A 23323-nucleotide genomic window follows, 5' to 3' on the forward strand; every position below is an offset into this window, starting at 1 on the left:
CCTCATGCGTCTCAACGTTCTTCGCGGTTCGCTCGCTGCCGGCCTGATCCTGGCGCTGGCCGGGATCACCGGCGCGCAGGCCGCCACACCGCCGGCGCAGCCGGCCGAGGGCCCCGGCGGCGTCGGCGACCGCAAGGCGACGATCGTGAAGCGCCTGCTCGGGCGCGGGACCGCGACCACCTTCGCGTTCCACGCGGGCGGCGCAGCGCCCGAGGCCGGCCGGCCCGTGGCGGTGTTCCTGCACGGCTGGGGCGTGGTCAATCCGCAGAGCTACGGCGGCTGGATCGACCACCTGACCCGCCAGGGCTGGCTGGTGCTCTATCCCCGCTTCCAGGAGGTGAACCGGACCCGCCCGGCCGACGCGCCCGGCATCGCGGACACCCTGGTCAAGGCCGCGCTCGCCGACCTCGCCTCCGATCCGGACGCCAAGCCCGATCTCTCCCGGGTCGCGCTGATCGGTCATCTCGCCGGCGCGCCGATCGCCTTCGACATGGCCGCCGGTGCCAAGCAGCAGGGGCTGCCGGTCCCGAAACTGATCTTCGCGGCTGCGCCGGGCGGCATCGCCAGCGGCCCGAAATCGCGGGGCATCACGCTCAGCGAGCTGTCCAGCATCGACCCGTCGACGCTGCTCATCACCATGGTCGGCGACAAGGACACGCGCGCGGCCGATCTCGCCGCGAAGCGTCTGCTGCGCGAGGCCAGCGCCGTCCCGATCGAGCGCAAGCTGTTCGTCCGCGCGCTCTCGGACGACCACGGCTTCCCGGCGCTCACCGCCACCCTCGCGGCGCCCGCCGGCACCGACGCGGCCTATGACGGCGGCGCGATCAAGCCGGGACCGGAGCCGAAGGACACGGCCAAGGATGCCCCCAAGCCGCCGCCGTTCCGCTGGTCGGCCGACATGGCGCTCACCGGCGAGCAGCAGACCCTGGTCTCCCAGATCAACATCGCCCGCGTCGACGCGCTCGACTATCTGGGCTTCTGGAAGACGTTCGACATCGCGGCGGCCGCGGCCTTCGCGGGGTCGGACGCGAATGCGATGAAGAACAACCCGCGGCTCGCCGACATGGAGCGCTGGAGCGACGGCTGGCCCGTGAAGCGGCTCTCGGTCGAGACGCCCCGGCTGGCGGCGCCCGCCGCCCAGGCCGGGACGCCGGCGGCGAATACCCGCAAGCGCTGATCGGCGCCCCGGGCGGGCTTCCCCCTGGCGCAGGGCTTGCTACGCTGCCCGTGTTCGACACGGGGGATGATGCCATGCCCGAGTTCGTCGCCAGCCTGCTCGCCGCAGCGGCCTTCTGCCTGACCCTGCTCGCGCTGAACGCGCTGACGCGGTTGCTCATCCAGGCGCATGGTGCGCCGCCGGATCTCGGTGAATCCGGCTTCCTTCAGATCGGCGGCGCCCTGGTCGCCGCCCGGGTGGCCTATCGCCGGGCTCCACATCGCCAGCTGGACTGACCGCGCGCCTCGCTCCGGCGAGCCCCGTGTCGCGCTTGCGGGCGCTATTCCGACGCCTCGGCGGCCTCTTCGCCGTCCTTCACGCCGAGCGCGGCTTTCTCGGCCAGCAGGGCAGCGAGGGCCGCGCGGATCCGGTCGCCTTGCGCGCGATGCGGGTGATCGAGGGCGGTGATCAGGGCTCGGCGGTAGCGGTCCTGGATCGCGGCCAGCTGCGTGGCCTTGCCGACCTTGGCGGGCGCTTTCTCGACCGGCTTCGGCTTGGCCGCTCGTTTCTTCTTCGGGGGCTTCGTCTCGGGCATGGCGGAGCAAGCGGCCCGACGGTTCCGCGGTTCCCGAAATCGCCATGACGACCGCTCGCGGTCGCAGCCTTGCCGATCGTCCTGGCACGACATCTCGCCCTTGTGAGGTGACACCCGGTGCCGTCGCGATACGATCCGCGCATTGGGATCGCCCGATCCGATCCACCTTCAGCCCGCCCGGTTCGCCGGCGCGGGTTTTTTCGTTGTGTGCGACGCCTGCCTCCCGAGACGGGCAGTCAATCCGGTGCGCCGCAGCGGAGGCGGGATGGAAAACGCGGCTGGAGCCGGTGCTATCGTTGGCCGTTACTGGCGGCGGGTCCCGCCTGATCTCTCAAGGTTGCTAATGGCGGTGCGTTACATTGCTTTTGTCCGCGCCTGTTGAGCATTTACGACAGTATAAAATCGAGTTGCCGCGCCATCCAAGTTGGAATATGGGAGCGATAAGCTTGAGGGGCATCGCATGAGACGCATCGGGGCCGCACTTCTTCTTTCGCTGGCATGCGGGACGGCCGCCGCCCAGAGCGACGGCAAGAAGCCTTCGGCGCCGCGGCCTGTCTCGAAGTTCCTCCCGTTCTCGGAAGGCTCCATCGACGGTGTCCCCTCGGTCCAGATCGACGGGGTTCTGAAACTCACCCAGAGCGGCAACCAAATCACGGCATCGGGTCTCGATGTCTGTTTTCCGTCCGACGGCCTGTCCCTCAGGCTCGACCGGCTGGCGATCCCGCTGCAGGTGCAAGGTTCGACCCTGTCGGGCTCGGGGGTCAGCGCCGGCGGGCGTCAGGTGGCGGTGGCGTTGAAGCGCACCGGGCAGAAGGACTCTCTCGGCCTTGAGGGCACCCTGACCCTGCCCGGGCATACGATCCGGATCGCGCAATCCGATCTCGTCGCGCTGAACGAGGATCCCACGGCGTCGACCGCCCAACCGGATGGGACCGGGGAGGAGGATCCCGACGATGGTGCTTCCGTCACCGATCCGAGCAAGGTCCTCGCGACGGTCAAGATCGCCAACCTCACCGATCTGATCCGGACGGTTCGCGCCGAGGGCGGACGGCTCGATCCGGTCGGCCTCATCCCCCAATGCAGTACGTTGAGATCGGGACGCGCGACGGCCTCGATCGAGGTCGATCCGAGCCGCTCCGCCGCCCTGTTGGACAAGGTCCGGGCCGGCCCGGGCGTCACCAACGCGGAGTTCGGGACGGTGCTGGATCATGCGCTGCTGATCCGGCTCAAGGCGAAGCCGAACGAGGCCGATTTCGCGTCGATCCTGAGCAAGGCGGCGCAGAAGGCGATTCCGGGCCTGTCGACGGTGTCGTCGGAGAAGGATCCCAACCGGGGCGAGGTCCGCGTGGCGTTCCGGAGGGCGCTGCCCGACTTTGCCGCCGTCGGGATCCAGGAGGCCATCACGCTGCGTGCCTTCGTCTGGCAGGACGTCCGCGACACATCGAAATACTACATCCGGCTGCGACCGCTCGATGCGAAGCTCGTCGACGCCGATCCGAAGCCGGTCCTGCTCTCGGGCCGCGCCGATACGGAAGGCGAGGACGACAGCACCGCCTCCGATCTCAACACGGAGGCGGCGCAGCAGGCCATCGGCAATGCTTTGGCGTCCGAACTGCACGGGGAGGTCTGGGCCGACGAACGCTGGATTGCGAAATAGCGCCGCCCCCGCCGAAACCCCGATCGTTACCGCAGGAAGTCGCCGAAGGCCCGCGGGCCGTTGCCGGTGGGGATGGTCGTCAACACCTTGAGCGTGCGGCCGTCGAGGACGCTGAGCGAGTTGTCGCCCCAATTGGCGACGTAGAGCCGGCCGTCCGCATCGGCCGCGATGCCCTCGGGATGGTCGCCCACATCGATGTCGGCGATCGGCTTGAGCGTGGCGAGGTCGAAGGCCGTGACGCTGCCGGCATATTGGTCGGTGACGAAGCCGCGGCCTTGCGTCAGCGCAATCACGTAGGGCCGCCGGCCGGTGGGGATCCGGGTGATCTCGCGCCCCGCCGCGAGGTCGATCACCGAGACGTCGTCGCTCGTGACGTTGGCCGTGTAGGCGCGCCCGGCCGCGGCATCGAGCGTGATGCCGAACGGGTGCTGGCCCACCGGGATCGTCTTCGTTTCCTTGCGGGCCTTGGCGTCCACCACCGAGACCGTATCCGCCTCGCGGTTCGCGACGTAGAGCGTCGCCCCATCGGGCGAGACCGCGATGCCGGAGGGCGAGGCGCCCACCGCGATCTCGCCGTCGGGCACCAGCGTACCGTCGCGCTCGGTCAGCACGAACAGGCGGTGGCCGTACCAATCCGCCACGTAGACCGTGCCGCCCTTCGGATCGGCGGCGACGCCGAGCGGTCCGCCGGGCAGGGGCACCTCGGCGACGACCCGGCCGGCCTCGAGGTCGAGCACGGCGAGGCCGTGGCCCTCGGGCCGGGTGACGTAGGCGCGCCTGCGGTCCGGCGACAGGGCGATCCCGGCCGGGGCCCCGTCGAGCGCGATGCTGCGCACCACCTTGCCGGCGGCGAGGTCGACGATCTCGACCGTGCCGCCGAGCTGGGCCGTCACGATCGCCTCCCGCGCCGGTTCGGCGCGGGCCAGCGTCGCGACGAGGGCGAGGGCGGCGGCGAGCGCCGCGCCGCGCCTGTTCAGGCTCACGAGCCCTTCTCGACCTTGGCCTTCAGGTTGGCGAGGCTCGCCTTGATCCAGGCGCCGACGCCTTTCTCGGAGGCCTCATCGTTCAGCTCGGGCGGCGGATCGTTGTTCATGTAGCCGCGGTAGAAGGCGGCCTTCCACTCGACCTTGGACTTGGCGTCGCCCGCCGGCTCGACCGTGATCGTTGCGGAATAGTCGTTGGCCGGCAGGTCCTTCACGTCGACCTTCTCGATGTAGTACGAGAACAGCTTCTCGTCCGGCTTGTACTTGTTGCTGGTCTCTTGGATCTGGTTGCCGTTCTTCAGCGTCAGAGTGCGCTTGAACTTGGTCGGCACGTCGCCGCTGACCTCGGTCTTGGTGACGTTCTCCATCCAGTCGGCGTTCTTGACGTCGCCGACGACGGCCCAGACCTTGTCGGCCGGCGCGTTGATCTCGATCGACTCGGTGATCTTGCGCCGGGTCGGGCCATGGGCCTGCGCGGTCGCCGCCACCAGGGCAGCCGTGGCCGCCAGGGCCAGGGTTATTTTCTTCATCGTGTCCTGCTCCTCCCGCCTCCAGGGCGCATTCCGGTCAGGGGAATACCGGTTTGGCGCTCCAGAGCGTGTCACAAGTGAGTGTCAGGCCCGCATCCGAACGCCCGGATACGGGTCTAGCGTGCGTCCCGATCGAGAACCCGTGCCTCGGGGCCGAGAGCCTCCGCGACCTTGTCCTCGATCCAGCCCCAGGCCTCGCGCTCGCGCGGGCCCGCGGTCTTGGCGATGGCGATGGCGAGGTAGGCCATCTCCGTCAACACCTTGTCCGGCTCAAGCATGTGGAGCCGGGTCGAGAGGATCGCCGCCTCCAGCACCGCGGCCTGGGCGCGGTTGTAGCCGATGAACGGCGCGTGGGCGGCGGAATGGACCATGCGGCCGCGGAAGCGCGGCCTCGTCTCGCGCTCCTCCACCGAGGCAACCGCGAACTCGGCATGGCCGAAGCTGTCGGCCAGCCGCCGGCCGGGAATGGCCGTGCAGGCCACGGTCGGCCAGTCGCGCCGCCCGGTCACCGCGCCGGCGATCACCCGGATGTCCCGCGGGCTCGAGGCTGCAAAGCACGGGTTGGCCTCGAGATTGGCGATGGTCGGCGAGGGCCGGAACGGCGCCAGCACGTAGCCGTCCGCCTCGCCGATCAGCCCGAACGGCACGAGGTGCAGCTCGCCAGAGGGCGCGAGGGTGGTGACGATGGTCTCCAGGATCAGCGGCATGGCTCAGGCCTCGTCCGCCGGCACCAACCGGCCGCAGACCAGCTTGGTCGCGGGCTGGGCCGTCTCGGGCGCCACCTCGTCCCGGGCCTCGGATTCCGTGATCGTCTCGGGGGCGTCGGCATCCGCCTCCGGCTTCACCAGCCGGGCGTCGCGGGTGCCGGGCGGCGGCGCGTCGGGGCCGGAATGGCGGGTATGGCCGGCCTTCTTGAAGGCGGTGGAATCCTCGACATCGGAATCGGCCGCGCAGCCCCAGTCGAGGGGCTCGTCCTGGACATAGCGCTTGCCGAGCCGCCAGGCGGTCTCGGCCTTGGCGAGCTCGGCCCCGAGATAGAAGGCGTGGGCGCCGTCGCTCTTCACGTCGAGGTCGGGGAAGAAGGCCATCGCGTCGGTGCCGACCCTGTGGACGTCGCGGTTGTAGACGTGGATCCCATCCTCGGCGACGGCGATCCGGTAATTCGGGTCGCGGATTTCGGCGGCGGCCTGGGCGACCTCCGCGGCGGTCTGCACGAAGGGGCGCTTGTCGTGAAGGGCGAGCAGCGCGCGTCCGTAGCCCTTGGGCAGGGCGGAATCGACTTTCGCCGCGTACATCACCCGGCGGGCGGCGTCGTGCTCCTCGACGGTGCGGCGGGTGTGGTTCGAGACCTGCACGATCAGCACGTTGCCGATCGACAGTTCCGAGCACATCCCGACCAGAAGGGCGGTGACGCCGAGCGAATCCGCCTCGGTCAGCTCCGTGAGGTTGCCGGTGCCCATCATCATCTGGATGTCGGGCCAGCGGGCGCGGGTGTCCCGGTAGCGGCTGATCGAATCCACGAAGCCGTGGTGGATCGGCTCCAGGATCGGATCCGCCAGGAACGGACGCCCGGCCTTCAGCATCCGCTCGATCGCCCGGTCGAGCGACGGCAGGTCGTCGGGGCGCAGGGGCACCAGGATCGGCACCGCGTCGGTCTCGAAGGCGAGATCGAGCGTGTCGATATTCAGGCTGAGCAGGTAGTCGGCCCCGGCGCGGGCGCCCCGGGCCAGCTCGTCCCGGTTGAAGGAATCGACACTGACCTTGAGGCCCGCGCCCTTCAGGGCCGCGACGGATTCTTCCAGATGCGGGAAGGTCGTGTCCGGAAGGCCGCCGAGGTCGATCACGTCGGCGCCGCGGCGGGCGAGGTCGAGGCCCTTGGCCAGGATCTCGTCGGGCGTCATCTTCGACGCGTCGACGATCTCGGAGAAGATCCGCAGATCGTGCTTCGACAGATCGACCTTGCGGCCGGCGAGGCCGAGCCAGGCCGGCAGATCCACCACCTCGTCGGGCCCGCGCTCCACCGGCAGGTGGAAATGCTCGGCCAGCCGGGCGGTATCGGCCCGGCAGCGGCCCGGCAGGACGATCCGGGTCGCACCTTCGGGGATCTCGACCCGGCGGCGGATGATCTCCTCGGTCATCAGCGCGGCGACCTTCACGCCGGCATCCGCGATGCTCCAGCGGATCGTTGCCGGCAAACCGGCCGCGACCTTCTCCAGCCGCGCCCGGGCGAGGCGGCCGGTGACGAAGACGATGTGCTCGGGGGCGCTCACGCGGCCACCCGCTGCTGCAGCGTCACCCGGCGGGTCGGCCCCCAGATCGCGATCGGGCCACCGTAGCGCAGCGCGAAATCCGGGACGGCGGCATCGACCAGCCCGCGGCCGGCCAGCGCGTCCAGGGTTTCCTCCGGCGCGGCATCGGCGGACTTCACCAGCACGCAAAGGCGGGCAGGCAGGCGCGCGGCCAGCCAGAGCGCGAGGCTGTCGGAGGTGACGTCCCAATTCTCGGGGATATCGGGATGGCCGGCGCGCAGGCTCGCCGGGTCCCAGATGCAAGCCGCGGCATCGTCGGTCCAGGGTTCGATGCTACGGATCAGTCGCGGCTCCTGCTCACAAAAAAACCTGGCCATGCGGCTCATCGCGTCGAGGGCGCGGCGGTGGGCCTCCGCATCGTCGAAGCCGTCGCGGATCTGATCCGCCCGCACGGCATCCGCGAAGGTCCCGCCGCCCGGCACGACGACGCAGCGCCCGTGGGCGCCGTCGACCGCTTCCGCCAGCAGGGCGCGCAGCCGCGCCGGATCCGCCTCGAGGCTGCCGCCGATCTTGAGGACCGTCGTCACGCGGCGTCCCGATGGTTCGGCCGCAGGGCGCGCACGGCCTCGGCGACCCGCAGGGGATCGATGCCGTTGCGCCGGTCGAAGTCCCGGCACAGTCCGCCGCGGAAGCCGAAATAATCCGGTCGGTGGGCGCTCAGGACCGGGATGTCGGTGATCCGGAGGGAGCCCGCCAGCCCGCTCATCAGCCCGTGCGTCCGGCAGGCCGCCGTGAACGCCGCCAGCGCCTCCGGCTCGGCGAGATCGGTCAGCCGCGCGCCGGACTTGCCGGCGGTGTCGATCATCGCCCCCGCGAAGCCGGCCTGGGCCAGGGCCGGGACCAGATCGGCCGCCGGGCCGTCCTCGGCGAACAGGACCGCGATCAGGCGGCCGGGGGCGGCCGCCGCCAAGGCGGCCATCGCGGCCTTGTCGCGCCGGTCCCGGGCGTCGAGGCCCGTCTTCACCCAGTCGATCCCGGTCGCGGCCATCGCGGTGACGGCGTCGGGCGCCGGGTCGGCCACCGCGCTGGTCACGGCCGCGCCGGCAATCCGGGCGACGATCTCCGTCACCACGCCCACGTCGAGGGCGCCGAGCGCCCCGCGCTCCGGATCCTTGGCGTCGATCAGGTCGGCCCCGGCGAGCTGGGCCGCCTCGGCTTCGGCCGGGTCGCGGACGCTGACGAGGAGGCTGGGCAGGGGGGCTGGCGGAACGGGGAACGCGGACACGGATCTCTCGAAGATGTGCGGCACGCAATCACGACTTGCCGGGCAGCGGCTCGGCGAGCAGGCGGTTCTTCACCACCCAGCGCATGGCATGCGCCCAGGTGTCGTCGGTATCGGCCCGGATCGTCACCTGGCCGCCGCGCACCATCTTGCCGGTCTCGGCCTCGGCGATGGTGACGTTCAGGTTGAAGATCTGACCGGATCCCTTCTCCACATAGCCGGTCACGACGAGATCCGCACCCAGGCTCTTGGCGATGTCGGCCGCGCAGCCGTTGCACTTGTAGAGCGGCCCTTCCTTGGCGACCACGTCGGCCTTCGGGGCGGTATCGACGATCTCCAGGCCGGCCTGATTGTGCAGGGCGTTGCGCAGCTCGTCAGTCACCAACGCCAGCTTCTTCGTGTCCACCGGCCGAACCCGCGTGCCGTAGCTGGCGCCGGGGTCGAACAGCTCGACGGGGAAGATCGCAGCCTTCTCGGCGGCGACGGCGGGGCCGGCGAGGAGGCAGGCGGTCACCGCACAGGCGAACAGGTGGCGCATCCTCGGGGCTCCCTCACGATGATCGATGCCGTGTCATCCGGCGCATTCGCGTCCCTATAGCTCGGGCGAAGGGACAAATTGGCAATGTACATCGTCGCGTGCTTGGCCCACGACGCGAACGTGATCATTCGCCAAGAAGCCGCGGTTGAGCGGCCGGATCGGAAGCTGCTAGAGCCCGCGCACATGCACGATCCTGCACACGCCCCGGTCCAGCGCATCACCCGGCCCGCCCGGTATCGGGCCCGCCTCCGGGCCGTTCTCGCTGGTTGCGGGGTGCTGGCGCCGCTCGTGGCCCTGGCCCAGCAGCCCGCGCCGCCGCCGATCGACACGCATATCGGGCTGATCTACCGGCCCCAGCCGGCGCCGTCCTCCTACGATGCCGAGGCCGCCCCGGAGGACGAGGGGCTGGCCGGCGCCAAGATGGGCATCGCCGACAACAACACCACCGGCCGCTTCACCAAGCAGACCTTCGCGCTGGACGAGATCGCGCTCAGCGACGAGAAGCCCGACGCCGTGGCGGCCGCCAAGGAGCTCATCGCCAAGGGCGTGAACTACCTCGTGCTTGCCCTGCCGGCCGACGCGGTGCTGGCGGTGGCCGACGCGGTCAAGGAGACCGGCGCGGTGGTGCTCAATGCCGGCGCCCCGGACGACCGTCTGCGCGGCGCCGATTGCCGGGCCAACGTGTTCCACATCCTGCCGTCCCGGGCGATGCTGACGGATGCCGTCGCGCAGTACCTGACGGTGATGCGCTGGCGGAAGATCTTTCTGATCGTCGGCCCGACCGACGCCGACAAGGCCTATGCCGACGCGGTACGAAACTCCGCCCGCAAGTTCGGCCTCAAGATCACCGCGGAGAAGCCCTGGACCTTCGGGCCGCTTGCCAAGGCGCGCGGCGATACCCCGACCCGGGCCGAGGCGATGGTCTTCACCCGGGGCCTCGACTACGACATGGCGATCGTGGCCGACGAGGAGGGCGACTGGGGCGACTACGTCTCCTACCGCACCGTCGATCCCCGCCCGGTGGGCGGCACCCAGGCGCTCACCTCCACGAGCTGGTCGCCCGTCCTCGAGACCTGGGGCGCCGCGCAGGCCCAGAACCGCTTCCGGCGGCTCGCCTCCCGGCTGATGCGCCCGCTCGATTACCAGGTCTGGGCCGCGGTCCGCACCGTCGGCGACGCCGTCACCGCCAAGAAGACCAACGATCCGGCGGTTCTGGCCCCATACCTGGTCGACCCGGCCTTCAACCTGCCGGCCTACAAGGGCGTGTCGCTGACCTTCCGCCCCTGGGATCACCAGCTGCGCCAGCCGGTGATCGTGGTCCAGCCGAAGGCCCTGGTCTCGGTCGCGCCCGAGCAGGGCTTCCTGCACCAGCGTACCCCGCTCGACACGCTGGGGGTCGACCTGCCGGAGACCACCTGCAAGTTCAAATGAGGCTTGGCGCCGCCTGCGGCGTTGGCGAGGGGCCCGCGCCCTCGCAACGCGCGGGCGATGCTCTACAATCCACCTCCGAGAACGTCCTCCGAGGACGCCGGGACGTCACAAGGGAAGGAATGCGTATGCGCCGCCGCGTCGAGGCAGGTCTGAGTGTGGTCGCCCTCGGAGCGTGGTTCGCCCTCAGCGGGCCGGCCGTCGCCTTCACCGCCTACGTGACCAACGAGAAGGGCAATTCCGTCAGCGTCATCGACACGAATACGATGGCCGTGACCGCGACCTGGAAGGTCGGGCGCCGGCCGCGCGGCGTCACCGTGTCGAAGGACGGCAAGGAGGTCTTCGTCTGCGCCAGCGACGACGACCGGATCGACGTGCTCGATACCAGCACCGGCAAGGTCGTGCGCTCGCTGCGCTCCGGCCCCGACCCCGAGCAGTTCATCCTCGATGCCTCCGGCAACCCGCTCTACGTCGCCAACGAGGATGACAGCCAGGTCACGATCATCGACATCGAGAAGAATAAGGTCCTGGCCGAGGTGCCGGTCGGGGTCGAGCCGGAGGGGATGGGCCTGTCGCCGGACGGGAAGATCCTGGTCAACACCTCCGAGACCACCAACATGGCGCACTTCATCGACACCAAGACGTTCCAAGTCATCGACAACGTGCTGGTGGATGCCCGGCCGCGCTTTGCCGAGTTCACCGCCGACGGCAAGTTCCTGTGGGTCTCGGCCGAGGTCGGCGGCACGGTCAGCGTGATCGATGTGGCCCAGCGCCGGGTGATCAAGAAGATCACCTTCAAGATCCCGAGCGTGAACGACGAGGCGATCCAGCCGGTCGGCATCCGCATCACCAAGGACGGTACCAAGGCGTTCGTGGCGCTCGGCCCGGCCAACCGGGTCGCGGTCATCGACGCCAAGTCCTACGCGGTCGAGAAGTACCTGCCGGTGGGCCAGCGCGTCTGGCAGCTCGCCTTCACGCCCGACCAGAAGATGCTGTTCACCACTAACGGCACATCGAACGACGTCTCGGTGATCGATGTAGCCGCCGAGAAGGTGGTGAAAAGCATCCCGGTCGGCCTGCTGCCCTGGGGCGTGGCCATCTCCCCGAACTGATTGTCACGCGAGGACGGGCGGCAGATCGGGGCCTGTAACCCGATCGAAGGCCCATGACGCAAGGCATCGCCACGTGAACGGCGGCACAGGGATAGGAACGACATGACGCGAACGCTTCGGATCGCAACCCTCGCCCTGGCCGGCCTGTTCGCGGCCGGTCCCGCCGCGGCCCTCGACCTGACCAAGAAGCGGGAGAACCTGCCCGACCTCGTCCTCGGCGACGATCAGGGCAACGATTTCGCGGTCGAGAACAAGGATATCACCCTCGAATCCGGCAAGGCCTACCGGCTGCGGATCGTGGCCAAGGGCCGCCAGGAATACAAGTTCTACGCGCCCGAGTTCTTCCGCTACATCTGGCTCAACCAGATCGTCATCGAGCACAAGGAGATCCACGGCGGCGGCGCCCCCGATCACCTGGAGTTCGACGATCCCGGTGAGATCGCCGTCGAGTTCGTCGCGATCAAGCCGGGCGCCTACAAGTGGGAGGCCCGCGGCTTGGAGGCGAAGGGCATGACCGGCACCCTGACGGTGAAGTGATGGGCGCCGAATTCAGAATTTGGCGCGAGGCTGCCGCCGCATCTCCCGCCCCCCTCTGCGGGGGGAGGGGGTTCGCGCTCGCACTCCTCAGCATCTTTCTAACCACGCCCGCCTACGCGGCCGATGACGCGTCCTCCTGCGCGGAAGGCATCACGATGATCCGCGATGCGCTCGCGGCGAACCCGTCCGAGGCTGCTCTGCCAAAACTGAAAAAAGCCCTCCGGGTCGCCGAGCGCGAGCAGAAGGAGGGCGAGTTCGACGAGTGTCTCGACGCGGTCGCGGATGCCCGCCGGGCGCTCGGCCGATGAGCGAGGCGGCGCTGCTGGTCGAGCATGTCGGCCACCGCTTCGGCGCGCGGGCGGCGCTCGATGACGTCTCGCTCACCGTCGAGCGCGGGCGGTTCGCGGCCCTGCTCGGGCCCAACGGCGCCGGCAAGACGACGCTGTTCTCGGTGATCACCCGGCTCTACAACAACCAGAGCGGCCGGGTCTCGATCTTCGGCCACGGGCTCGACCGCGAGCCCTCCCGGGCCCTGGCTCGGCTCGGCGTGGTGTTCCAGGCCCGGACCCTCGATACCGACCTCACCGTCGAGCAGAACCTGCTCTATCACGCCAGCCTCCACGGCATCGCCCGCAAGGCAGGAAAGCTCCGAGTGGGGGAGTTGCTCGACCGCGTCGGCCTCGCCGACCGGCGCCACGACAAGGTCCGCACGCTCTCGGGCGGCCAGTCGCGCCGGATCGAGATCGCCCGCTCGCTGATTCACCGGCCGGACCTGCTGCTGCTCGACGAGCCCACGGTGGGGCTCGATCTCGAATCCCGGGCCGACATCGTCGCGATCGTCCGCGCCCTGGTGCGCGAGGAGGGCCTATCCGTCCTTTGGGCGACCCACATCTTCGAGGAGATCGCGCCGGAGGACGACGCCGTGGTGCTGCACCGGGGCCGCATTGTCGCCCGGGGCCGGGCCGGGGATATCGGCGCGCCGGGCGAGAACCTCGCCGACGCCTTCCGCCGCCTCGTCGCCGAGCCGGGGAGGGCGGCGGCGTGATGGACGACCGGACGATACGCGCGCACTCCCTCCCCCCTCTGCGGGGGAGGGTGGGCCGGCCCCCGCAGAGGGGGGAGGGGCAGGCGCGTGTTTCCGGCCGTAGCCCTCGCTACGAGATCGAAGGCGCCTGCCTGTGCATGGGTCAGCTCACATGACGCCTCCCCTCGCCACGGCCGTCCCGGCAACCCCGTCCCAGAAAACCGCCCGGATGGGCCGGCTCGATGCGGTCGGCTACCTGATCTGCCTCGGCGGCATCGTCCGGCGGGAATTGCTGCGCTTCTTCAATCAGAAGGAGCGGTTCTTCTCGGCCCTGGTCCGGCCTTTGGTCTGGCTGTTCATCTTCGCGGCGGGGTTCCGCAACACGCTCGGGGTCTCGATCGAGCCGCCCTACCAGACCTACGTGCTCTACGAGGTCTACGTGGTGCCGGGGCTGGCCGTGATGATCCAGCTGTTCAACGGCATGCAATCCTCGCTCTCGATGGTCTACGACCGCGAGGTCGGCTCCATGAAGGTGCTGCTGACCTCGCCCTATCCGCGCTGGCTGCTGCTGCTCGCCAAGCTGATCGCCGGTGTCTCGGTGTCGATCGTGCAGGCCTACGCGTTCCTGGCGGTGGCGTATTTCTGGGAGACCGACATTCCGCCGCTCGGATACCTGGCGGCGCTCCCGGCCTTCCTGGCCTCGGGGCTGATGCTGGGCGCGATCGGCCTGTTCCTGTCGTCGCTGGTGCGTCAGCTCGAGAACTTCGCCAGCGTGATGAACTTCGTGATCTTCCCGATGTTCTTCGCCTCCTCGGCGCTCTACCCGCTGTGGCGGATCCGGGAATCCTCGGAAACGCTCTACTGGATCTGCGAGTTGAACCCGTTCAGCCACGCGGTCCAGCTCGTGCGCTTCGCCCTCTACGTCCAGTTCGAGCCGGTCGCCTGCGCGGTGGTCGTGGGCGTGGCCCTCGCGTTCTTCGGGATGGCGGTCGTCGCCTACGATCCCGGTCGCGGCATCATGGCCCGCCGCGGCGGTCCGGCCGGCGATAACACCTAGCTCCCATGATCGCGTGATGATTTTGGAAACCCTTCGATGACCCGTATTCCCGCCCGCCTTCTCGCCACCGCCCTCGGCCTCGCGCTGACGGCCGGGCCGGTCCTCGCCCAGCCGCGGCAGGACCCGGACTGGCCCTGCGTCCAGCGGAAGGTCGCGACCCTGAGCCCCGGCCAGTTCTGGACCGGGCCGGATATCGCCGCGGCCGGCGATTGGGGCAGCGACAACGACGCGGCGGTGCTCGCCCAGAAGATCGCGTCCCGCCGTACCGAATTGTCCGAGGTCGGGCCGCTGCTCGATGCCTTCGTGGCGAAGCTCGGGGCCGACAAGGACGCGAAGGCCAAGTCGCTGACCCATGTCTACGCGGGCGTCTTCGAGGTCATCAACGGCGAGCGCGACAAGGTCATGGGCGGGATCGCCCGCTACGCCCAGGGCCAGCGCCGGATGGCCGAGCGGATCCGCGACGAGGCGGACAAGATCAGCCAGACCAAGGACGCGCCGAGCGCCACCGACGCCACCGAGCTGCCCAAGGACCAGTCGGAGCTGGAGACCAAGTTCGCCTGGGATCGGCGGATCTTCCAGGAGCGCAGCCAGTCGCTGACCTATGTCTGCGAGGTGCCGCAGCTGCTCGAGCAGCGGCTCGGGGAGATCGCCCGGATGATTCAGGCGCGGCTCTGAGGGCGGCGCCGGACCGGCATGCGCGGATTGCCGATTCATCCCAGGATGCTTGCCGAAACTTCCCTAAGCCTCTGAAATCGTTATCGAAACTGTTGCCGTTAAATCACGTGCACCGGCGTTCGATATCGGTATTTCCGAAAGGTTGCTGAAACCGGCCGCGCGTGGTGTCCGATCAATTGTGTCCTTTTCCTTTGCCCGCCAAGAGTGACCTCAAGCTCGGCTGAAACGAGCGCGGGTTCACGGCAAGGGGATTGGGATGTCACTGAGGGCGCTTCGGAGCAGCCTGGTCGCGTCGGCGTCGGTTCTGGGCGGGGCGATGCTGCCCTGCGCCGCGCAGGCGCAGAATGCCGTGACGCTGGGTGAGATCAGTGTCGTCTCGACCACGCCGGTGGGGTCGGGCGGCGGCAATTCGAGCCGCGTCCAGAACCTGAACGGCCCGGGCGGCCTGGAGCCCGCCGGCTCGGCCCCGCCGCCGATCGGCCCGGTCCGCCTGCGCGGCAGCGAGCAGCCGCTCTACAAGATCCCCAGCACGGTCGAGACCGTCACGGCCAGCGACATCACGGTCGATCGCGGCACCGACAACGTCGTGGCGACCCTCGCCCGGCGCACCCCCGGCCTCAACCTGTCGGATTCGCAGGGCAACTCGAACCGCCCCGACGTCACCTATCGCGGCTTCACCGTCTCGCCGGTCCAGGGCGTGCCGCAGGGCCTGGCCGTCTACCAGAACGGCGTGCGCATCAACGAGGCCTTCGGCGACACGGTCAATTTCGACCTGATCCCCCCGCAGGCGATCCAGCGGATCGACGTGGTGACCGGCAACCCGGTCTTCGGCCTCAACGCGCTCGGCGGCGCGGTCAACATCCAGATGAAGAACGGCTTCACCTGGCAGGGCACCGAGATCTCGGCCTGGGGCGGCTCGGATGCCCGCACCGCCGGCTACGTGGAGTACGGCAAGGTCTCCGGCCCGTGGAGCGTCTACTTCACTGGCGACGGCCTGAACGACCGCGGCTGGCGCTACGAGAGCCCGAGCACGATCGGCCGGCTCTACGGCGATATCGGCTACCGCTCGCAGGATTCGGAGTTCCACCTGATCGGGCTCGCCGCCCGCAGCTTCTTCGGCGCCGCCGCCGCGACGCCGGTGGACTTCACTCACCGCGACCCGCGGGCGATCTTCACCTACCCGCAGACCACCACCACCGAGGTCGGCACCCTCCAGCTCACCGGCCGGGTCGACGTGTCGCCGACCTGGGATCTCGCCGGCAACGCCTATTTCCGCCGCTTCAGCCAGACCTATGTCGACGGCAACGACGGCAACTTCGAGAATTGCAGCACCCGCTCCAGCTTCCGCGGCAACCTCTGCTTCGAGGATGACGGCTTCAGCCCGGCCGCCGGCCAGACGCAGCTCGCCTTCCGCAATCAGTTCCTGATGCTGGGCCAGCAGAATCAGCGCATCCCGTTCCGGTCCGGCATCCCGTACGGCACGCTCGACGTGACCAACACGGAGGCCACGGGCTTCGGCGGATCGATCCAGGCGGCCAACCGCGACCGGGTGTTCGGCCTGCCGAATTCCTTCGTGGTCGGCGGCAGCATCGATGCCGCGAACTACTCGTTCAAGTCGTCCAGCACCCTGGGCGTGATCAATCCGAACCTGTCGATCACCACCGATCCGAGCAACCCGTTCTACGGCAACATCCCGGGCCTGGGCACGACCCAGCTCCGGACCGCCGGGGCGCTCGGGATCGCCCCGAGCTCGGTCAACGGCTCGAACCTGTATATGGGCCTCTACACCCTCGACACCCTCGACGTGACCGATCGGCTGTCGCTGACGGCGGGCGCACGGCTCAACTTCGCCCGCATCCAGAGCGAGGACCTCACCGGCTTCTCGCCGGACGTGACCGGCACGCATTACTACAACAAGATCAACCCGGTCGCCGGCCTGACCTACCGCTTCACCGACGCGCTGAACCTCTACGGCAGCTACTCGGAATCGAACCGCGCGCCGACGCCGCTGGAGCTGGCCTGCTCGAACCCGGACCGGCCGTGCCTCCTGCCGAATTCGCTGGTGGCCGATCCGCCGCTCAAGCAGGTGACCGGGCGGACCTACGAGGTCGGCTTCCGCGGCGCGCTGCCGAACACCTATGACGGCGGTGTGATCAGCTACAAGATCGGCGCCTTCCGCACCGACCTGTCGAACGACATCCTGTCGCTCGCCACCCCGGGCAACACCGCCCGCGCCTACTTCGTGAACGTGCCCTCGACCCAGCGTCAGGGCATCGAGGTCGGCAGCGAGTACACGGCCGATTACCTGCGGGTCTACGCCAACTACGCGCTGATCGACGCCACCTTCCAGTTCAACGGCACGCTCTCCTCGCCCAACAACCCGCTCTCGGATGATGGGGCGATCGAGGTCCGCAAGGGTAACGTCGTGCCGCTGGTGCCCACGCACCAGTTCAAGGCCGGGTTCGATTACTTCATCACCCCCGACTGGCAGTTCGGCCTCTACCTCCAGGCCTTCTCGTCGTCCTACTTCCGCGGTGACGAGTCGAACCTGAACCGCAAGCTGCCGCCCTACTACGTCATGAACTTCCAGACGAAGTATCAGGTCACCAAGAACCTCGAGGTCTTCGGCCTCATCACCAACCTGACCAACAACCGCTACGCCACGTTCGGCACCTTCGCCGAGCCGGGCGCGGTGGCCGGCAACCTACGGATCAGCGATCCGCGGACCACGACCCTGTCGCAGCCCTTCTCGGTCTATGCCGGCATCCGCTACGCCTTCGGGGCCGACCCGGTGCCGATGTCGGCAGAGCCGATCATCCGCAAGTACTGACGCACCATTCCATCAAAGCAGGGCGCTTCGCGCGGTCTTCGGACCGGGCGGGGCGTCCTTCGCGTTTCCGGGGCCCCGAGACCGAACGCCGTGCGGCCTCACGTCTCAGGAACGCGCCTTCGCCCCCCGCGTCTCTTCCGGGAGCGATCGACGCTCCGGCCGGCCCCCGGCGATCCCCGCGGGTCGCGGCCGGGCGCGCCCTGAACGACGTGGAGAAACGCCCCGATGATGATGAGATTCGCCGTCGCCGCCCTGGCTCTCGCAGCCGCCACCCCGGCCTGGGCGACCCCCTGCGCCGACGAGGTGTCCACGCTGCAGAAGCGCCTCGACAGCGCGGGCGCCGCCTCGGTGACCGGCACGACCCCGCCCGGCGGCACGACCTCGTCGCATTCCGACAAGGCGCTCGCGACCCCGCCGGCCCTGACAAAGAGCGACGCCGCCGTGAAGCCGACCGCCTCGGGCGTCGACGAGGCCAAGCGCCTGGTTGCCAAGGCCGCGGAAGAGGACAAGGCCGGCAATGCCGAGGCCTGCCGCAACACGATCATGCAGGCCAAGGAGAAGGCCGGCGCCCTGCCGTAGTCTGTCTCAGAGTCCATCTGGCAGCGGTCTTGGCTGAACGTCAGGCGAGGCCGCGCTATCTTCCGACCTCTCACCCCATCCCGGGGTGAGAGGTCGGAAGTACGGGTGTAAGACCCGCGTTCAATACGCGTTCTCGGTCCTGAACAGCGCGAACGGCGTCGTGATCAGGATCTGCAGGTCGAGCAGCACCGACCAGTTCTCGATGTAGAACAGGTCGTGCTCGACGCGCCGCTGCAGCTTCTCCGACGTGTCGGTCTCGCCGCGCCAGCCATTGACCTGCGCCCAGCCGGTGATGCCGGGCTTGACCTTGTGACGGGCGAAATAGCCGTCGACCACCTGATCGTAGAGCGTGTTGGCAGCCTTGGCCTGCAGCGCGTGCGGACGGGGCCCGACCAGCGACAGGTCGCCCTTCAGCACGTTGAAGAGTTGCGGCAGCTCGTCCAGCGAAGTCTTGCGGATGAAGCGCCCGACCGGGGTGACCCGAGGGTCGCCGCGGGTGACCATCCTGTCGGCGCCGGCGTCGCACTGGTCGACATACATCGACCGGAACTTGAAGACCTCGATCAGCTCGTTGTTGAAGCCGTGGCGCTTCTGCCGGAACAGCACCGGCCCGCGCGAGGTCAGCCGCACCGCCAGAGCCACCGCGATCATGAGCGGCGACAGGGCCAGCAGCATCATCAGGCCGACGCAGCGGTCGAACAAAGCCTTCAGCACCACATCCCAATCGGCGATCGGCCGGTCGAACACGTCCAGCACCGGCACCGAGCCGAGATACGAGTAGCTCCGCGGGCGGAGCCGCAGCTTGGCGGCGTGGGCCGACAGGCGGATGTCGATCGGCAGCACCCAGAGCTTCGCGAGCATCTGGAGGATCCGCGCCTCGGCGGTGATCGGGATCGTGAACACGATCAGGTCGAGCCGGGCATGCCGAGCATAGGTGACGAGATCGTCGACCGTTCCCAGCTTCGGATAGCCGGCGACCACGTCCGAGGACCGGTCGGCGTTGCGGTCGTCGAACACGCCGACGATGCGGATGCCGCTGTCGCTCTGCTTCTCGAGGGCGGCGATCAGCTCTTCGGCCGGCTTGCCGCCGCCGACGATCGCGGTCCTGCGGTCGAACCGGCCGGCCCGGGTCTGGACCTCGATCACCCGGGCGAACGCGAAGCGGCCGGCTAGGAGGGCGGCGAGCCCGGTGCCGTAGAAGGCCGCGAGCCACAGGCGCGAATAATGATCGGCGACCTTGGCCAGCACCAAGATGGCGGCGACCATCAGGAAGGTCATCGACCACGCCGCGACCAACCGGATCGCCGCTTTGGGGAAGGCCCGGAAGGACGAGATCCGGTAACCGCCGGCGGCCTGGACCAGCGCCACGGTGAGGCCGGCGACCAGCGCGATCACGCCGGCATAGGTCAGCCCGAACGGCACCCGGCCACGCAGCATCAGCAGGTGCAGCAATGCGCCCAGACCGAAGATCAGGGCGAGTTCGGCGGCCCGCACCAGCCCGGCCACGACGACCGGTGAGATCGCCGTCGGCGCGTGCGTCTGCAGGTCCGCGGGCGGAACCGAACCGCCAAGGCGCGCCACGGCGGCCTGGCCGTCCAGCGGGCCGGTGGCCTCGAGAAGGTCGCGGATGTCGAACGCGCTCATCGATCGGTTCCTCCCGAGGCAAGGCCCCCGGGTCTGTAGGAGTCTCACCGCTTTCCGATCATCGGAAACAGATGAGTTACTGAGCCTGGACCCTGGCACGGGCCGGTATAGAAAACTGTCAAGGCGAGCTCGCCCGGGTCTACGTCCCGAGACGCGTTCTCGCCTTGGGGATCACGTTCGCGTGGCTCGCATCGCGGCGGCCCGTTCCTGCGTGGCCGCGCCCGATCCGACCCTGAGGCGGGTCTCGCGGGCCTGGAACGCCGCGGCGTAGCCCGAGATGACGTCGGCCCCCATCCGCTCCAGGGAGAAGCGCTCATGGATGGATTCGCTGAGCGCGCGGACGCGCGCGGCCAGCACGTCCGGGGCTTCGTCGAGCACCCGGCGGATCGCGCCGGCCAGCGCGTCCGCGTCGCGGGACGGGACGAGATCGCCAGCCATGGCGCCGAAGATTTCCGGAATGCCGCCGACCCGGGTGGCGACGAGGGGCTGGGCAGCGGCCGCGGCCTCCAGCACCACGTAGGGCAGGGATTCGGCGAGCGACGGCACGACCAGGATGCGGCCCCGGGCCAGGACCGAGCGGATCGCCTGCGGCGGCTCGAAGGACGCCGCGTCGGACAGGCCGAGCCGCTCGACCATGGCGCGCAGGCTCTCGGCATCGGGACCCGAGCCGACCATCAGCAGCCGCAGCGGCCGACCTTCCTGGCGCAGCCGGACCAGAGCGTCGAGCAGGTAGGGCAGGCCCTTCGCCTCGCGCAGCTCTCCGACATAGAGCAGGTCGGCGGCATCGGCGGCCAGGGGGACCGGGGCGAACTCCGCCTCGGCGATGCCGTTATGGACGATGCGCGTCACCTGCTCCGGGCCGCCCACGAAGGCCCGGTGCCGCTCGGCGACATACGCGCTCTCGAACAGGAACGCGTCGGTGCGGCGGGCTAGCACGGCCTCGGCGGCCATGTAGGTCCGGTGCAGCGCGCTGCCCGGCCGGTAATTGTAGCTGCCGCCATGGGGCGTGTAGGCGCGGATCGCCGAGGCCGGCGCGAGCCGCGCATAGGCGCCCCCCTTGGCGCCATGGCCGTGGAGCACCGTGGCGCCGACCTCGCCGGCCCGGCGCGCGACCGCGCGCAGGCAGGTCCAGTCCGACAGGTGCGGGTTGCGCCGCATCGGGATCCGGAGAAGGCCGAGATCCAGCGACGGCGCCAGGTCGGCCAGGGCGCGGGCACCGCGCTCGCCGCCCGTGGTCGCGTCGCACACGATGCCGACCGCGTGCCCCGCCGCGGCCTGGAGGCGGGCGAGGTCCAGTACGTGGCGGAACAGCCCGCCGACCGGCGCGCGGAACACGTGCAGGATGCGGTGGCGCTGGGCTGGTCGGGTCTCGGTCGGCTTCGCAGCCACGGTATCGCTCCCGGGAATAACAGTCCCAGGAGTGTGGTGCAGCAACCGTCGCAGTAAACTTAAACGGAACTCCGCTCAACCGGCCTTTTCAGAAGGAAGGTAAGCGGAGTTTTACTGCCGTGTATCAATTCACGTCAGCGCGAGGCCGTTCAAGCTGGCCCAGATCGTGCCGTAATGGCAGGCCGTCGCGGCGAGCACGAAACCGTGCCAGATCGCGTTCTGGAACGGCAGCGTCCGCCAGACGTGGAACAGCACGCCCACCGAATAGAGCATCCCGCCGATCGCCAGCAGCCAGAGGGCGGTCGGCTGCAGGGCGGCGATCACCGATTCGTAGGCGAGCAAACCGCTCCAGCCGAGCATCAGGTAGAGGCCGATGGACAGGCGATCGTACCGGCCGGGCATGAACAGCTTGATCGCGATCCCGACCAGGGCGACCAGCCAGATCACCGCCAGCAGCAGGTAGGCGCGTGTCCCGGAGCCGACCAGCGCCACGAGCGGCGTGTAGGTGCCGGCGATCATCAGGTAGATCAGCGCGTGGTCGGCCCGGCGCAACAGCCATTTCCGCGGGCTGACCGGATAAAGGTTGTACACGGCCGAGACGCCGAGCATCAGCACCAGAGCGGTGGCGTAGAGCACGACGGCGGCCCGCTCGCCGAAGCCCAGATGGGCCGTGAGGGCCGTGGCCACCAGCGCCACCGCGCCGGAGAGGCCGAGGACGACACCGAGGCCGTGGATCACACCGTCCGCCACGATCTCGCGCGGCGTGTAATGCCACGTCAGGGTCAGCGGGCGACCATCCTCCGCGAGAGACATCATGAAGCCTCCTGCTACGCCTGCATCCTAAAGCTTAAAAGCGCTCAACCGTTCCCTATGCAAAGTGCTGATGCGGAGTTTATCCCAAGGTTCTAGTGCCGCGTGGTAAAAGTGTTGTTGCCCGCGGCTACATCGCCACAGCCAACCTCACGCCCCGCGGCCGACTAATCCCTCGAAACCGAGCGCCGGCTCCCGCGCGGCCGGCCGGGCGAGGCCGGTGCCGCGGCTCAGCCGGGCATGGACCACCGCCATGGTCAGCACCGCCATGGCGAGGATCTGGTGCGCCAGCGCAGCCCAGAGCGGGACGGCCAGAAGCAGGGTCGCGATGCCGAGCCCGGCCTGGGCCAGGGCCAGGACCGCGACGCCGGCGGCGCGCCCGGCCGCGCCGGCCGGTCCGCTCACCCGGGCGTCGATCGCGTGCAGGACAGCGACGACCACGATCAGGTAGGCGGTCACCCGGTGGTCGAACTGGACCAGGGCGTGGTTGTCGACGAAGTTCTCGATCCAGGGTTGGATCGCGAACAGGCTGTCTATCGGCGGGATCAGGGCGCCATCCATGCTCGGCCAGGTGTTGTAGACGAGGCCGGCATGCGACCCGGCGACCAGGCCGCCCAGGAAGATCTGCGCGAGCACCAAAGCCGGCAGCAGCAATGCGACGACGCGGATGCGGTCGGGCGCCGGATCGATGGTGTCGTCGCGCTGACCGGCCGCGAGCCAGACCAGGCCGGCCAGGATCAGGCTCGCCATGGTGAGGTGGAGCGCCAGCTTCAGCGGCGCCACCGCGGTCATGCCGGGCTGGAGGCCCGAGGCGACCATGATCCAGCCGATCGCACCCTGGAACCCGCCCAGGATCCCAAGGCCGAGCAAGCCGAGTCCGAGGCGACGGCTGATCATGCCGCGCCACCAGAAGACGACCAGCGGCAGGAAGAACACCAGGCCGATCAGCCGCCCGAGCAAGCGATGGCCCCACTCCCAACCGTACAGAACCTTGAACGACGACAGCCCCATTCCCTGGTTGAGGATGTTGTATTGCGGCGTGTCCTTGTACTTGGCGAACTCGGCGGCCCAGTCCGCCTCCGACAGGGGCGGGACGATCCCGGTCACGGGGCGCCATTCGGTGATCGACAGGCCGGACCCGGTCAGGCGCGTGGCGCCGCCGACCGCCACCATGGCGACCACGAGGGCGGCCACCAGGTAGAGCCAGGCCCGCACGGTGCTCGATCGATGGTCGCCCGAGACTCTCAT

24 protein-coding genes are annotated in these 23323 nt (G+C 69.3%); 12 read left to right on the forward strand and 12 right to left on the reverse strand.

Features of this window, described 5'->3' with window-relative positions:
• Nucleotides 1-4: 4 nt before the first annotated feature.
• Nucleotides 5-1177 carry an alpha/beta hydrolase family protein gene (locus LGR69_RS01140; RefSeq protein ID WP_230364945.1) on the forward strand — a complete coding sequence of 391 codons (1173 nt, stop codon included), beginning with the start codon at nucleotides 5-7 and terminating at the stop codon, nucleotides 1175-1177.
• Nucleotides 1178-1251: 74 nt separating this feature from the next.
• The gene (locus LGR69_RS01145) at nucleotides 1252-1452 is read left to right on the forward strand and encodes a hypothetical protein (protein WP_007563829.1); all 201 of its coding nucleotides are present in this window, start codon (nucleotides 1252-1254) and stop codon (nucleotides 1450-1452) included.
• Nucleotides 1453-1496: 44 nt separating this feature from the next.
• Here LGR69_RS01145 and LGR69_RS01150 read toward each other — a convergent pair whose 3' ends face one another.
• Nucleotides 1497-1751 carry a hypothetical protein gene (locus LGR69_RS01150; protein ID WP_230364946.1) on the reverse strand — a complete coding sequence of 85 codons (255 nt, stop codon included), beginning with the start codon at nucleotides 1749-1751 and terminating at the stop codon, nucleotides 1497-1499.
• A gap of 460 nt (nucleotides 1752-2211) precedes the next feature.
• Here LGR69_RS01150 and LGR69_RS01155 point away from each other — a divergent pair, with 460 nt between their 5' ends.
• A complete protein-coding gene (locus tag LGR69_RS01155) occupies nucleotides 2212-3408 on the forward strand; it encodes a hypothetical protein (protein ID WP_230364947.1) in 1197 nt (398 codons plus the stop codon).
• A gap of 26 nt (nucleotides 3409-3434) precedes the next feature.
• Here the strand turns inward: LGR69_RS01155 and LGR69_RS01160 are convergent, their stop codons facing one another.
• The 7 genes from LGR69_RS01160 to LGR69_RS01190 all read right to left on the reverse strand — a co-directional run bounded on the left by LGR69_RS01160 (nucleotide 3435) and on the right by LGR69_RS01190 (nucleotide 8990).
• Nucleotides 3435-4391, reverse strand: a complete 957-nt coding sequence (locus LGR69_RS01160; RefSeq protein WP_230364948.1) for a YncE family protein — start codon at nucleotides 4389-4391, stop codon at nucleotides 3435-3437.
• A complete protein-coding gene (locus LGR69_RS01165) occupies nucleotides 4388-4921 on the reverse strand; it encodes an SRPBCC family protein (RefSeq protein WP_091861642.1) in 534 nt (177 codons plus the stop codon). The genes LGR69_RS01160 and LGR69_RS01165 overlap by 4 nt, the downstream gene beginning before the upstream one ends.
• A gap of 116 nt (nucleotides 4922-5037) precedes the next feature.
• A complete protein-coding gene (locus LGR69_RS01170) occupies nucleotides 5038-5628 on the reverse strand; it encodes a DUF447 domain-containing protein (protein ID WP_230364949.1) in 591 nt (196 codons plus the stop codon).
• A 3-nt stretch (nucleotides 5629-5631) separates the two neighbouring features.
• Nucleotides 5632-7191, reverse strand: a complete 1560-nt coding sequence (locus LGR69_RS01175) for a DUF6513 domain-containing protein (RefSeq protein WP_230364950.1) — start codon at nucleotides 7189-7191, stop codon at nucleotides 5632-5634.
• Nucleotides 7188-7757: an amino acid kinase family protein gene (locus tag LGR69_RS01180; protein WP_230364951.1), complete on the reverse strand. Its 570-nt coding sequence runs from the start codon at nucleotides 7755-7757 to the stop codon at nucleotides 7188-7190. The genes LGR69_RS01175 and LGR69_RS01180 overlap by 4 nt, the downstream gene beginning before the upstream one ends.
• Nucleotides 7754-8455, reverse strand: coding sequence for a (5-formylfuran-3-yl)methyl phosphate synthase (locus tag LGR69_RS01185; protein ID WP_230364952.1), 702 nt, complete (start codon nucleotides 8453-8455; stop codon nucleotides 7754-7756). Before LGR69_RS01185 ends, LGR69_RS01180 begins: the two co-directional genes overlap by 4 nt.
• A 28-nt stretch (nucleotides 8456-8483) precedes the next feature.
• Nucleotides 8484-8990, reverse strand: coding sequence for a DUF3280 domain-containing protein (locus LGR69_RS01190; protein ID WP_122160908.1), 507 nt, complete (start codon nucleotides 8988-8990; stop codon nucleotides 8484-8486).
• A gap of 183 nt (nucleotides 8991-9173) precedes the next feature.
• Here LGR69_RS01190 and LGR69_RS01195 point away from each other — a divergent pair, with 183 nt between their 5' ends.
• The 9 genes from LGR69_RS01195 (at nucleotide 9174) to LGR69_RS01235 (ending at nucleotide 18232) form a co-directional block, all read left to right on the forward strand.
• Entirely contained in the window at nucleotides 9174-10421 is a 1248-nt protein-coding gene (locus LGR69_RS01195; protein WP_230364953.1) for an ABC transporter substrate-binding protein, read from the forward strand.
• 125 nt (nucleotides 10422-10546) lie between these two features.
• Nucleotides 10547-11530, forward strand: a complete 984-nt coding sequence (locus LGR69_RS01200; protein WP_007563852.1) for a YVTN family beta-propeller repeat protein — start codon at nucleotides 10547-10549, stop codon at nucleotides 11528-11530.
• A gap of 102 nt (nucleotides 11531-11632) precedes the next feature.
• On the forward strand, nucleotides 11633-12067 hold the full coding sequence (locus LGR69_RS01205; protein WP_230364954.1) for a cupredoxin domain-containing protein: 435 nt from the start codon (nucleotides 11633-11635) through the stop codon (nucleotides 12065-12067).
• Complete coding sequence (locus LGR69_RS01210; RefSeq protein ID WP_230364955.1) at nucleotides 12067-12375, forward strand: hypothetical protein; 309 nt, start codon at nucleotides 12067-12069, stop codon at nucleotides 12373-12375. Before LGR69_RS01205 ends, LGR69_RS01210 begins: the two co-directional genes overlap by 1 nt.
• Nucleotides 12372-13112: an ABC transporter ATP-binding protein gene (locus LGR69_RS01215; protein WP_091861627.1), complete on the forward strand. Its 741-nt coding sequence runs from the start codon at nucleotides 12372-12374 to the stop codon at nucleotides 13110-13112. The genes LGR69_RS01210 and LGR69_RS01215 overlap by 4 nt, the downstream gene beginning before the upstream one ends.
• Before the next feature lie 151 nt (nucleotides 13113-13263).
• On the forward strand, nucleotides 13264-14148 hold the full coding sequence (locus tag LGR69_RS01220) for an ABC transporter permease (RefSeq protein ID WP_007563860.1): 885 nt from the start codon (nucleotides 13264-13266) through the stop codon (nucleotides 14146-14148).
• Between the two features lie 36 nt (nucleotides 14149-14184).
• Nucleotides 14185-14823, forward strand: coding sequence for a hypothetical protein (locus LGR69_RS01225; RefSeq protein WP_230364956.1), 639 nt, complete (start codon nucleotides 14185-14187; stop codon nucleotides 14821-14823).
• Between the two features lie 256 nt (nucleotides 14824-15079).
• Nucleotides 15080-17653, forward strand: a complete 2574-nt coding sequence (locus LGR69_RS01230; RefSeq protein ID WP_007563864.1) for a TonB-dependent receptor — start codon at nucleotides 15080-15082, stop codon at nucleotides 17651-17653.
• A gap of 225 nt (nucleotides 17654-17878) precedes the next feature.
• On the forward strand, nucleotides 17879-18232 hold the full coding sequence (locus tag LGR69_RS01235; RefSeq protein ID WP_007563866.1) for a hypothetical protein: 354 nt from the start codon (nucleotides 17879-17881) through the stop codon (nucleotides 18230-18232).
• A 120-nt stretch (nucleotides 18233-18352) separates the two neighbouring features.
• Here LGR69_RS01235 and LGR69_RS01240 read toward each other — a convergent pair whose 3' ends face one another.
• The 4 genes from LGR69_RS01240 to LGR69_RS01255 all read right to left on the reverse strand — a co-directional run bounded on the left by LGR69_RS01240 (nucleotide 18353) and on the right by LGR69_RS01255 (nucleotide 23323).
• Nucleotides 18353-19876 (reverse strand): undecaprenyl-phosphate glucose phosphotransferase, encoded by a 1524-nt coding sequence (locus LGR69_RS01240; RefSeq protein WP_230364957.1) that lies wholly within the window; start codon nucleotides 19874-19876, stop codon nucleotides 18353-18355.
• 171 nt (nucleotides 19877-20047) lie between these two features.
• Nucleotides 20048-21265: a glycosyltransferase family 4 protein gene (locus tag LGR69_RS01245; protein WP_230364958.1), complete on the reverse strand. Its 1218-nt coding sequence runs from the start codon at nucleotides 21263-21265 to the stop codon at nucleotides 20048-20050.
• Nucleotides 21266-21394: 129 nt separating this feature from the next.
• Complete coding sequence (gene trhA, locus LGR69_RS01250) at nucleotides 21395-22078, reverse strand: PAQR family membrane homeostasis protein TrhA (protein ID WP_039903029.1); 684 nt, start codon at nucleotides 22076-22078, stop codon at nucleotides 21395-21397.
• A 147-nt stretch (nucleotides 22079-22225) separates the two neighbouring features.
• Nucleotides 22226-23323 carry a COX15/CtaA family protein gene (locus tag LGR69_RS01255; RefSeq protein ID WP_307354565.1) on the reverse strand — a complete coding sequence of 366 codons (1098 nt, stop codon included), beginning with the start codon at nucleotides 23321-23323 and terminating at the stop codon, nucleotides 22226-22228.

The sequence above is a fragment of the Methylobacterium brachiatum genome (assembly GCF_020523825.1).
In the GTDB taxonomy this organism is placed as follows: domain Bacteria; phylum Pseudomonadota; class Alphaproteobacteria; order Rhizobiales; family Beijerinckiaceae; genus Methylobacterium; species Methylobacterium brachiatum.